Raw genomic sequence first — 13,607 nt, forward strand, 5'->3', positions numbered from 1 at the left:
TCATCAGACTCAATTTAATTTATAAAACGTTATACTTATACGATTATTAGTTGGACTTATTGGCAATGCCTAATTTTAGGCGAATCATTTCCTTCGGGCACTGCGCTCGTGCTGAAGCCGCTATGCCCCGCCTTTTTGAATTGCACCAATGGCTTACCCCCGGCAAAACCTGGGGAAGGCGGCTGCTCCTTCTGCTCTTGTGGCTGGGGCTGTTCTCTGCGTCCTCGGCCCGGCCCAGCCCGGCGGCCATCGCTGACTACCAGCGCCGGCTTCGGGGCCAGCGTTTCGACCACCGCTACTGGGATGCCCCCCACGACTCACTGCGGAGGGTACTGGCCAGCCAGCGCGCCGACACCCTCCGCTTCCAAACCCTCAACCAGCTCTTCAACCTGACCGATCTGTCGCAGGAGGCGCTGCCCGATCTGCTGGGCGAGCACCGCGAAGCCCAGCGGCTGGCCAACCGGCTGCACTACCCCGAGCGGGTGCCCCTGCGGCTGGTGGTGGCCTTCGACGAGCTGGCGCTCCGGCCGGCCCCGAACCTGTCGGCTATGCGCGATACCCTGCTCGCTGCTTTGCGGGCCTACGATGCCCTGGGCAGCGGGCCGCAGCCCTATCTTCTGGAATGGATTAAACAAGTCATGACCGAGCTAAAGCAGCCGGAAGCCAACCGCACGTTCTTCACGCACCGGCTGGCCCACGAGCAGCAGCGGGGCAACGTGATGAACAGCGCCATTTGCTACCGTATGCTGGGCAACTACTACGGGGCACTGGGCGACTACAACCAGGCTATCAGCCAGCGGATGCGGGCCGCCGAGCTTTTTCGCACATGCTCGGCCTTTCGGTACTACAACGAGCTGGGAGCTATCGGCATCACGTATACCGAATGGGGCAACCACGCCCGGGCCCTTCCTTTCCTCCAGAAAGCGTTGACTATGCCCGGCTTCGCGCCGGAAACCTATTACGCGGCCATAAACCACGCCCTGGCCCGCGCCTACTTCAAGCTGGGGCGCTACAAAGCAGCCCGGCGCTGCAATGCCCGCATCCTGCGCCCCCACCGCCCCGCGGCTACCGTTGCACCCTACGACCGCGCGTTGGGCCTGGTGCAGGAAAGCGCCATCCTGCTGGCGCTGGGCCGCCCGGCGGCTGCCCATCCCCTACTCGTAGCCGGCCAGCACTTGGTCGACTCCCTGCAGTTGCCGCTTCGGTCTTACGCCGGCTATTGCGAGTTGCAGGCCAGCTGGGCCCGCTACTACACAGCCACCGCCCAGGAGGCGCGGGCCCTGCACGCTTGGGAGACGGCCCTGCACCAGGCCCGGCAGGAACGCCAGGCAGCTCTAACCCTGGACTACCTGCGCGGGCTGGCCACCAGCTGTCAGCGGCAGGGCCAAGCCGCGCGCGCAGCCACCTACGGCCTGGCCGCGCTGGCCCTGGCCGATACGCTGGAGGCAGCGGAGGTTGCCACGCGCGTGGCCCGCTACGAGTTCGAGCAGGACGACCGCGCCCAGCAGCAACGCCTGGAGCATCTGCGCCGCGCCCAGCAGCGCAGCACGGCCCAGGTACAGCAGCAGCGGGTGCAGTTGGGCGGGCTGCTGGCGGGCCTGGCCGTGCTGAGCGGCCTGGCCGGGCTGCTGTGGCGCAATGCGCGCCAAAAGAGCCGCGACAATGCCCTGCTGGCGGCCCAGCAGCAGCAGCTGGAAGACCAGGCCCGACGCCTGGGCGAGCTGGACGCGGCCAAAAACCAGTTCTTCGCCAACGCCAGCCACGAGCTGCGCACCCCGCTCACGCTGGTGCTGGCCCCGCTCGAAACGCTACTCACCGACCCCAACCGGCCGCTGCCGGCCGCCGTGCGCGGCCCTGTGGCCCTGGCCCACCGGCAGGCCGGCCGCCTCAACGAGTTAGTGAACCGCATTCTGGACCTGACTCGCCTGCAGGCTGGCCGGCTGCCGGTCCAGCCCGTGCTCACGGCCCTGGGCACATTCCTGCACCGGGTGGTAACGCAGTTTGCCCCGCTGGCCGCCGCGCGTGGCCTGACGCTGCGTGGCCCCGACACGGTGCCCGAGGTGCTGCACTTGCTTGTAGATGCCGACAAGGTGGAGCAAATTCTAACCAACCTGCTCATCAATGCCCTGAACCACACGCCCGCCGGCGGCACGCTGGTCCTCACGGCCGACCTCCCCGGACCTGACGGCTACTATGCCATAACCGTGCGCGACACCGGCCCCGGCATCGCGCCGGCCGAGCAGGAGCGAGTATTTGAGCGGTTTTATCAAAGCCCCCAGAACCAGGCGCAAGGCGGCACCGGCCTGGGTTTGGCCCTGAGCCGGGAGCTGGCTGAGCTGCTGGGCGGCACCCTCACGCTGGTGAGTGAGCCGGGGCAGGGCGCCGCTTTTACCCTGCGCTTCCCGGCCGAGGAAGTGAAAATAAATGAATTAAAAGAGGAACCGGAAGGGCTGAAAGCTGGTGAGACGCAAACGACAACCAGTACTGGGCCAGCAGCGGACGCGGCTTCCGTATCCTTGACTCCTGCATCTGAAGGGCCGTCTTTTTCCCCTCAGCTTTTACCTGCTAACTCTAGCCCCCGGGTGCTGGTGGTGGAGGATGAGTCCGACCTGCGCGAATACCTGCGCGAGCTGCTGGCACCCACCTGCCAGGTGCTGACCGCTGCTGACGGCCAGGCCGCGCTGGAGCTACTGGCCCGTGAAGCTCCCATCGACCTTATTACCACCGACGCCATGATGCCGCGCCTGAGCGGCATTGACCTGATTGCCACCCTCAAAGCTGACCCGACTTGGTCCCGCGTACCGGTGCTCATGCTCACCGCCCGGGCCGATGAGGACCACCGCCGAACTGCCCTCACGGTGGGCGTGGACGACTACCTGACCAAGCCATTCGCCCCGGCCGAGCTGCTGGCTCGCGTGCAGCTGCTATTGACTCGCTACAACGTGCGCCGCCACTTCGCTGCCCTGCCCGCCGAAGCGCCGGATGAGCCGGTCAGTCAGCCGGAGCCCACGGTAGTACTAGCCCCGACAGACCGGGCCGTCGCCGCAACCTTGCAGGCTCCACCGCCCGCCGTAGGCGAGCAGTTGGCGCAGTGGCAAACGCAGGTGGCTGCGCACCTGGCCGACGAGCAGTTTGGCACGACCGAACTGGCCCGCCTGCTGGGCCTAAGTGAGCGGACGCTGTACCGCCGCCTGGGCGAGCTGGCTGGCCTCACGCCGGCAGCCTGGCTGCGCGAGCTGCGCCTGCACCAGGCCCGGCAGCTGCTCGAGGCCGGAGGCTTCGGCTCGGTGGCCGCAGTAGCCGATGCGGTGGGCTTTGCCTCGGCCAAGCACTTCAGCAATGTGTACGCCGAACGGTTTGGCCGCCGCCCCAGCGAGTACCAGGCGGCCCAGCAGTAGTGCGCCGCCGCCCATAGGGCAGTGCTGACGGACGGCCAGGTGCTGACGTGCGCCGGAAAATCGGGTAGCGGGCCCATCAGCCAGGGAGAAGTTCCTGCCAAAAGCCGGTCAAATTCCTGCCAATGAAAAAATGGCAGGAATTTGACCGGCTTTTGCGCTCGAAGCGGGGAGCTTTGTAAGCTGATACCAGCCCGCCGGAGATGAACACTTGTGCGGGACTGGTTTCCCCTTTGAGTTGGCTTGCTGCTCCGCGCGCGTCCCCGCGCTAGCCAGCCCCATTCTTCCAGCTCCAATCCGTGGTTCTATGACAAACTTCTCCTCGCTGCTTCGCCTGATAACCAGCCGCCGGCCTGCGCTGACCGTCCAGGTCTACCGGGCCGTGCTGCTGCTATTGCTACTGGTGGTGCCGCTGCTAGGCCGAGCTCAGGGCATCAGCTTCTCGCCAACTAGCGGGAGTACTGGTACCAGTGTAGTTATCACGGGTTCCAACTTCAATAACACCGGCATCGTGTCTTTCCCCGGTGCGCTTGGCACCCCCATTGGCGTGAACAAGCGAGACTTTGTGGTCCACACTACCACCCAAATCACTTTACGCGTGCCGGCCGGGGCCCTCTCCGGACCCATCATAATCACCGACATCAATCCCGTCAACGGCGTCTCGACAAGCTACAGCACCGCCACCGAATTTATAACCGATAACCACCTCATTGGTTCGGGGGGGATTACCGTCTGCTCGGGCAACCTCTACGACGACGGCGGGCCGACCTATGGCTACAACTACAACCATGACTATTCGACTACCATCAGCCCCGCCACGGCTGGGAGCAAGGTAAAACTCTATTTCACGCAATTTGATATAGACCCCTATGATGCCGTCTTGTACATCTACGACGGGCCGGATTTCAATGCCCCGCTGATTGGTCAGTATGCCGGCACCAACAGTCCCGGTGCTGTGGCGGCTACCACCCCCAGCGGCGAGCTTACGATACGCTTAGCAAGTGCCGCTACCGGATATTCCACCCTCCGACCCGGCTTTGTCGCCACTATTTCTTGCGCGGCCGGAGTGCCCACCATCAGCAGCTTCACGCCCACCAACGGGGCGGCGGGCACCAGCGTGGTGATTACAGGCACCGACTTTACGGGTACCACGGCCGTGCGCTTCAACGGCACGGCGGCGGCGGGATTTGTGGTCAATTCCAGCACCCAGATTACGGTGCCGGTGCCAGCCGGGGCCACCAGCGGCCCCATCACCGTCACCAACGGCAATGGCACGGGTAGCAGCAGCGTCTTCACCACCGACAAAACCCTGGTCGGCGTGTCGCCCATCACCACCTGCTCGGGCAGCATCTACGACGCGGCGGAGAATTATACCTACTACGGCACGGTATTAATGCCCCCGCGCAACTTTCGAACCACCACTATCAGCCCCGCCACGGTGGGCGGGAAAGTGCGGCTCACGTTCACGCAGTTCGACGCGAGCCAGGGCAACGGCAGCATCACCGGCCCCGGCTACGTCGCCGTGTACGACGGGCCGGACACCAATTCCCCACTCATTGGCCAGTACACCGGCACTACCAATCCCGGTACCGTGACGGCCACCAACCCCACCGGCCAGCTCACGATAAGGCTTTTCCGGTACCTGCCGACTTCGCCGGGTCCCCCTATTCTGCCCATGTTTTCGGCCTCGATTACCTGCTTTCTGGGGGTGCCCTACATCAGCAGCTTCACGCCGGCCAGTGGGGAAGCGGGCGACAACGTAGTGCTCACCGGCCTGAACTTCACCGGCACCACGGCCGTGCGCTTCAACGGCGTGCTGGCCACGAACGTCACGGTCAACTCCGCTACGCAAATCACGGTGCGCGTACCAGTCGGGACCACCAACGGGCGCATCACGGTCACCAACGGCATCGGCACGGGCTCCAGTCCCACCAACTTCACGCTGGCCCCGCCCCTCATCAGCAGCTTCACGCCCACCAGTGGGACGGCGGGCACCGAAGTGTCTTTCACGGGCCGCTTCTTCACCAATATCACGGGCGTGACCTTCAACGGCGTGGCGGCCGCCAGCTTCGCGGTCAACTCCAGCACCCTCATGAAGGCGACGGTGCCGGTTGGGGCCACTACTGGCCCGATTAGCGTGACCAATGCCAATGGCACGGGCACCAGCACTACCAACTTCACCCTGCCGGCCCCCACCATCAGCAGCTTCACGCCTACTAGTGGGGTGGTGGGCGACAATGTGGTTATCACGGGCACCAGCTTCTTTCAGGTTTCGGCCGTGCGCTTTAATGGCCTGGCGGCCCCGGGCTTCGTGGTCAACTCAGGCACGCAAATTACGGTGCCCGTGCCGGCCGGAGCCACCAGCGGAGTTATTACGGTAACTACGCCCAGCGGCACGGGCACCAGCGCCGATAATTTCAGCATCCTGTCCCCGCTCATCAGCTCCTTCACGCCCAGCAGTGGGGCCTCGGGCACAGGCGTGGTTATCACGGGCTCGAACTTCACTGGCACCACGGCCGTGCGCTTTAATGGGTTGACGGCATCGAGCTTTGTGGTTAACTCCAGCACCCAAATCACGGTGCCCGTGCCGACCGGCGCCATCAGCGGCGCCATTGCGGTGACGACGCCCAGCGGCACGGGCACCAGTGCTGACAGCTTTACCACCAATAACTACTGGATGGCCCCGGCGGCCATTACTACTTGTTCGGGTACGCTCTACGACAATGGCGGACCCGGCAACATGGTGTCCAGCCCGGGCCAAACCATTACCCTTAGCCCTGCCACGGCCGGGGCCAAAGTGCGTCTCCGCTTCACGCAGTTTGCCCTGGGACCTGCCAGCAACAGCCTCGACATCTTTGATGGGCCGGATGCCAACGCCCCGCTGATCGGGCACTACTCCCAGGCCAGCCCCGGCACCGTGACGGCAGCCAACGCCACCGGCCAGCTTACGGTGCGCTCCAGCGACAACTCTGCTACGGGCTATGCCGGCTTTGCCGCCACCATCACCTGCGTGACGCCCACCCTCAGCTCCTTTACGCCCACCAGTGGGGCGGCGGGCACGAGCGTAGTCATTACAGGCACCGAGTTTACCAATGCCACGGCCGTACGCTTCAACGGTGTGCTGGCCCCGGGCTTCGTAGTCAATTCCGATACCCAAATCACCGTGCCCGTACCAGCTGGCAACGCCAACGGCCTCATTAGCGTGACAGCCCCCTTCGGCACCGCCACTAGCACAGCGAGCTTCAACGTGTTGCTGCCTACCCTCACGGCCGTGAGTCCTTTCATCGGCGTGCCGGGCTCGATTGTGACGCTGACGGGCACCAACCTGACGGGCACGAGCAGCATTACCTTCTTCGGCAGCGCGGGCCAGCGTACGGTCAGCACGGGATTCAGCGTGAATGCGGCCGGTACCCAGATAACCGGAGTATTGGTGCCGGCTGGCGCCCAAACCGGACCCATCACAGCCACCACGGGCGGGGGGATTACCCCGGCGGGAGCGGCGCTGTTTTCGCGGGCCAGCATCGTGGCCGCGGGTGGTAGCCACACGGTTGCCGTGCGGCCCGATGGTTCGCTCTGGGCATGGGGTGACAACGCCAGCGGCCAGCTTGGCCTGAGCGCCACCGGTGGGCAGCAGCCCAACCCCGTGCGCGTGGGCACCGCTACCAATTGGGTGAGTGCCGCCGCTGGCAGTGGCCACACGGTAGCGGTGCGGGCCGATGGCTCGCTCTGGGCCTGGGGTAGCAACGGCAGCGGGCAGCTCGGCTTAGGCAGTAGCACTAGCCAGGATACCCCGCAGCAGGTGGGCACCGGCACCAGCTGGGCCAGCGTCAGCGCGGGCGGCGGCCACACGATAGCCGTACGGGCCGATGGCTCGCTCTGGGCCTGGGGCGACAACGGCAACGGCCAGCTCGGCCTGGGCAACACGAACAGTGGCTACACCAGCCCGACGCAGATTGGCACCGCTACCAATTGGGTGAGTGCGGCCGCGGGTGGAAGCCACACGGCAGCCGTGCAAGTTGATGGCTCGCTCTGGGCTTGGGGAAATAACGACCAAGGCCAACTTGGCCTGAACAATATCTCCAGTCAAACCTCCCCGCAGCAAGTAGGCACGGTGACCAACTGGGCCAGCGTGGCCGCGGGCGACAGCCACACAGTAGCGGTGCGGGCCGATGGCTCGCTCTGGGCCTGGGGTAGCAACGGAAGCGGGCAGCTCGGCCTGGGCAATAGTACTAGCCAAAATACCCCGCAGCAGATGGGCACCGGCACCAGTTGGATGAGTGCTGCCACTGGCGACGCGCACACGCTGGCCGTGCAGACCGACGGCTCGCTCTGGGCCTGGGGTAGCAACGTCAATGGCCAACTCGGCCTGGGCAATACTACGAATCGAACCACTCCGCACTACCTGGGAGGCCTCACCAGCTGGCTGAGCGCCGCGGCGGGAGGCAACCACTCGGCGGGCGAGCAAAGCTGCGGCGCCGTCTGGGCCTGGGGCCTGAACGGCAGCGGTCAGGTGGGCGACGGCAGCATCACCCAGCGTACCAGCCCCGTCCTGATCATCAATCCTATCAGCCTGCTGAGCTTTACGCCCACCGCCGCTGGGGCCGGCAGCCCGGTAACGGTAACGGGTACCAACCTGGCAGGCCTGACGGTCCTGACGGTGAACGGGGCCGACGCCCTGGCCAGCGTGACCAACAGCACTTCCACGGGCTTCACCTTCGTGGTGCCGGCCGGGGCTCTCCTCGGCGCGGGCACAGTGAGCGTGGCCGCCGGCTGCGGCGCAGGCAGCAGCACGGCCTTCACCGTAGGCCCTCCGACGCCCATTCTCAACGCCCTGAGCCGCGACGCCGAGCTGCCAGGCCAGGCCGTGGTACTCACTGGCCTCAACTTTACCGGTACCAGCACCGTCAGCTTCGGCGGGGTGCCTGCGGCCAGCGTTACGTATACTTCACCTACTTCCCTCACGGCTGTGGTGCCGGTAGCGGCTACACCCGGCAGCAGCGCCGTGGTAGTGACCACCGCTACCGGCAGCAGCCCCAATAGCCCGGCTTTCGAGGTATTGCAGGTATACCGGGGCACCGCCGCCAGCGGTTGCCTGAGCACCACCAGCCTCACGGTGACGGGCAGCGGGGGCGCGGGCACCTGGCGCTACCTGCGCCTGGCCGGAGCCGGCGGGGCAGTAGTGGCCGCCTTGGAAGACACGCGCAACCTGGGCACAGTCACGGCCGGCTTCACCGCCCTGGGCACGGCCACCGGCACGCCGGTGCGCACCGATGGCAGCAGTGCCTACCTCGACCGCAACTTCTACCTGACGGCCACCAACAAAACCTTTCCTGGCCAGGCCGTGCGGGTGCGCTTCTTCGGGCTGAGCAGCGAGCTGGCCCGGCTGACGGCCGTGGATGCCAACGCCACGCTGGCCGGCCTGAAGGCCTCGCAGTACAGCGGCTACAACGAGAACTGCACTCTGTTCGACAATGACTCCAACGGCGAGAGCCGCCTGCTGGCCGTGTCCGCCACAGAGCTGAGCGGGGCCGACTGGTTCACGGCCGAAGTAAGCGTACCCGACCATTTGTCCGAGTTTTACCTCACCGGGGCCACGACTCCCCTATTGGGCATCAGCCCGGCACCCGTGCTCGTGAACGTGTCGCCGGCGCGCAACCTGCCCACGGCGCAGCTGGGGGCCAATGTTGACCTCTCCTTCTCGCTACCGATTTTGGCGACCACAGCGGGCAATGTACGCGTGTTCGGCAGCCAGCGGGGCGGGCAGCTGGTGCACGGCGGCAATGCCTCGGCCAGCGGCAGCACCATCACGGTGAACCCGGCCCGCAGCTTTGCTCCCGGCGAGCGGGTGATGGTGACGGTGCCCACCACGGTGCAGGGCACCAGCGGCCTCGGCACGGCGGCCAAGGTGTTTGAGTTTACGGCGGAGACGGGCCAGGCTCCCGCCACGTTCCTGGACCCCGCCACGTCCTATGCCATGCAGGCGCAGTCGCAGAGCGTGGCGGTGGGCGACCTGAACGGCGACGGCGTACTGGACGTAGTGACGACCGATTTTTACGGAGGCACCAATGCAAGTGGCTCGGCGGTAGTACGGTTCGGCTTGGGCAACGGCCTGCTGGGGGACCCCATCGAAATTAATGGCACCTTCCCCACGGCCATTACCCTGGGCGACGTGGACGGCGACGGCGACCTGGACCTAGTGACGAGCGGGGCAACTAACTCCAACGGTAGCGTCCAGAATCAGGTATACAGGCGGCTGAACAACGGCAGCGGCAGCTTTGGGAATTCCCAGGCTACCCAAGTCAGCACCCGCCCTACCCATACGGTGCTGGGCGACCTGGACGGCGACGGCGACCTGGATATGCTCACGGCTGCCACCCAGGCATCGTTGAGCTTCTATACGAATGGCACCTTCACCCAAACTGCCAATTACTTCAGCATGGGCACGTTTCAAGCTCCGATTGTTGCGGTGGATGTGGCGCTGGGTGACGTGGACGGCGACGGCGACCTGGATGCGCTGATAGCCAATGGCAGTCAGGTGAGCGTGCGGCTCAACAGCGGCAGCGGCGTGTTCAGCGGCACGTACGACGTGCCGATGGGCCGGGCCATGACCAAGCTGGTGGTGGGCGACGTGGACGGCGACGGCGACCTGGACCTGGCCACGAGCAGCTCCGCTACCAGCACGGTGAGCGTGCGGCTCAACAACGGCAACGGCACTTTCGGCGGCGGTGCCGACCACCTCTTGGATTTTGCTCCGAACACCCTGACGCTGGGCGACGTGGATGGCGACGGCGACCTGGACCTAGTGACGGCCGGCGACAACTCAAACCTGAGTGGTGCCGCCGTAGGGCAGGCGGTGGTGCGGCTCAATAACGGCAGCGGCGCGTTCAACAGCAGCTCCACCGTAGGCACCGGGGGAAGTAAGCCGTTCGTGGCGCTGGGCGATATGGACGGCGACGGCACGCTGGACCTGCTCACCTCTCACGCCGGTAACTCCAGAGGCAACGTTACGGGCAACATTGGCGACATGGCTTATGACTATGCCCAGCTGTTTATCCGCTTCAATACGGCCCTTCCATCCACCATCGCCGGCTTTTCGCCCTTAAGCGGGCCGGCGGGCACGCTCGTCACCATCACGGGCACTAACCTGAATACGGTGCGCGGCGTGCGCTTCGGTGGCAGCAGCGAGCTGGCCCCCATCACGGCGCAGTCGGCCACCAGCCTGACAGTGCAGGTGCCGGTGGGCGCGGCTTCCGGGGTCCTCACCCTCACCACGTCGAATGGCGTCGTCCTGACCACGGCCACGGCCTTCACCTACACGCCCCGTCCGGCGGGGCTGCTGGCCACGCTCAGCCCGGCGGGTCCGCTGGAGGTGTGCGCCCCGCTCACCCTCACGGGTACGGCCACGAGCCCGGCCTTCACGGTCGGCACGGGCCTGAATAGCAACGTGAACGGCATCGTAGTGCGCCCCTACGGCAAGTTGCTGCTGGTCGGACCTTTCACCACCTACGATGGAGTCGCGGTCAACGGCATCCTGCAGCTTAACCCGGACGGTTCGCGCGATGCCGCTTTCGACACCGGCACGGGCACCACCGGCGGCTTCACGGGAACCGTAAACGCCGTGGCGCTGCAGGCCGATGGCAAAGTGCTGGTGGGCGGCGACTTCACGATGTACAACGGCACGGCGGCCACCCGGATTATTCGTCTCAATGCCAACGGTACCCGCGACGAGACCTTTGTCACCGGCACCGGCTTCAGCGCCGCTGTGCAGAGCATCGTAGTGCAGCCCGATGGCCAGATACTGGTGGGCGGTTCGTTCACCGCCTACAACAGCACTACGACGATAGATAACAGGATTATTCGCCTCAACCCCAACGGCAGCCGCGACGTCAGCTTCGATACGGGTGGCGACGACTACTATTACAACAACAACAACACCGGCGGCTTCAATAGTACCGTGCAGAGCATTGTGGTGCAGGCTGATGGTAAAGTGCTGGTGGGCGGGTCGTTCAGTAGCTACAACAGTGCCACGGGCCTGGGCGGGATTGTCCGGCTCACCGCCAACGGCATCCGCGACACCGACTTCGCGACCGGCACGGGCTTTAATAACACGGTGAATAGCCTGGCTTTGCAGGCCAATGGCAAGGTACTGGTGGGCGGCACGTTCAGCAGCTACAACGGCACCGCAAACCCGAACCTCGGTGGGATTATTCGCCTAACTGACAACGGTACCCGCGACCCCGACTTTGTAACCGGCACCGGCTTCACGACTAGCACTAACACCACCGCGACGGTAAACGTGGTAGCTCTGCAAGCCGATGGTAAAGTGCTGGTGGGTGGGCAATTCGTCAATTACAAAGGCCTGCCTCAAAACCGCATAGCCCGGCTCGAAACCGGCGGCACCCTCGACGCCACGTTCAATATCGGCACGGGCTTCGATGTGGGCGTGCGCCGCCTGGCTGTCCAGCCCGACGGCAGCGTAGTGGCCGGCGGCAACTTCACCCGTTACCAGGATTCCCCGGCAGGCCACCTCATCCGCCTCCTGCCCGACGGCACCCCGAACACCACGCCCACGCCCGTGGGCGGAGCCAGCTTCACCTTTTTGCCGGGCAACACCACAGCTAACCCGCTCGTGACCAGCACGCCCGGCGACTATGCGGCCGTGGCCAGCCTCAATGGCGAAACCTCGGCCCCATCAAATACCGTGACCATCGTGCCCTGCACCTCGCCGCCCGCGCTGGTCACGCTCAGTACTGCGGCCGAGCTGCCGGGCCTGCCCATCACTATTACCGGCACGGGCTTTACGCCGGGTACCACGGTTACATTTGGTGGGGTTGCGGCCAGCAGTGTCATCGTGAACTCGCTCACGTCCCTCACGGCCGTGGTGCCGGCTGGTGCTACGGCCGGTACCAGCCCCATCGTGGCTACCTCCCTTGTGGGGGGAAATAGCCTGACGGCCCCCGCCTTCCAGGTGCTGGGCGTGTACGAGGGTGGCGCTCTTGATGCCTGCACTGCCGCTGTGCCCCCTACGCCGAGCATCAACGACGATGCCTGGCACTACCTGCTGGCGGGCAATGGCCAGGTAGTGGCGGCGTACCGCTACACCGGCGCTCCACTGGGCAACCTGTCCATTGACGTGGGGCGCGCTACCCCGGCCTCGGTTGTGCGCCAAGATGCCAGTATGGGGAGCTACCTCGACCGCAACTTCCACCTGACGGCCAGCAGCGGACGCTTCGACGGCCGTACCATAGCTTTGCGTTTTTACGGTCTGAATGCAGAGTTTACCCGCCTGCAGGCGGCGGAGCCGGCCCTGACCATGGCTACCCTCCAGGCCATGCAGTACAGCGGGGCCAATGAGAACTGCCTGCTAAGCGACAACGACCCGGGCGGCGAGCAACGCACGCTGGCTGCTCCGGCCACCTCGCCGACCGGCACGTCCTGGTTTGCCGCTGAATTACAGGTGACCGACCACTTTTCCGAGTTCTACCTTACCGGACCCAGTGCGCCCCTACCGGTGCAGCTCACGCAGTTCATGGCGCAGGCCACCGGGCCGCAGGTCGTACGCCTGAGCTGGGCCACGGCCCAGGAAACAAACAGCGCCACCTTCGAGGTGGAGCGCAGTTCAGACGGGCAGCAGTTTGCCGCCATTGGTAAGGTAGCGGCCGCCGGTACCAGTACTATGCCCCGCTCGTACCAGCTGCTTGATGAACGGCTACCGGCCGGCGCCGCAGTACTTTACTACCGCCTGCGGCAGGTGGACCAGAACGGAACCGCTGCCTACTCCCTCGTGCAGGCTGTACCCTTGGCTGGCACCGGCGCGACCAGACTGATGGTGTACCCCAATCCGGCCCGCGACGGTGCGGCCACACTCATCGGCGCGGCTCCCGGCACCGCCGTACAGTTGCTGGATGCACTGGGCCGTCCAGTGCTGTCGGCCACAGCCGACGCGGCAGGCAACGTGGTACTAAGCTTGCCAACTGGGCTGCCGGCGGGCATGTATGTCGTGCGGAGCGGAGCTGAGACGCTACGCCTGGTAGTGGAGTAATTATAGTTGCAATCTGAGCAGCCGCAAAAGCACCGACAACGTTTCTTTAAGAATGCGTTTCGGTGCTTTTACGGCTGTACTGGTACCAGCGCAGTGCTGACCAGGTCAGCCAGATGATGATGAACCCCGCGTCCGATACCCGGAGTCCTTGCGCCGCGCCGCCATTTCCC

Annotated in this window: 2 protein-coding genes; both read left to right on the forward strand. The window is 65.2% G+C overall.

Annotated elements, in window-relative coordinates:
• Positions 1-122 precede the first annotated feature (122 nt).
• Positions 123-3,398: a hybrid sensor histidine kinase/response regulator transcription factor gene (locus tag I5L79_RS11590; protein ID WP_196955221.1), complete on the forward strand. Its 3,276-nt coding sequence runs from the start codon at positions 123-125 to the stop codon at positions 3,396-3,398.
• A 304-nt stretch (positions 3,399-3,702) separates the two neighbouring features.
• On the forward strand, positions 3,703-13,437 hold the full coding sequence (locus I5L79_RS11595; RefSeq protein ID WP_196955222.1) for an RCC1 domain-containing protein: 9,735 nt from the start codon (positions 3,703-3,705) through the stop codon (positions 13,435-13,437).
• Positions 13,438-13,607: the final 170 nt, after the last annotated feature.

This window comes from Hymenobacter guriensis (assembly GCF_015773195.1).
Classification (GTDB): Bacteria; Bacteroidota; Bacteroidia; order Cytophagales; family Hymenobacteraceae; genus Hymenobacter; species Hymenobacter guriensis.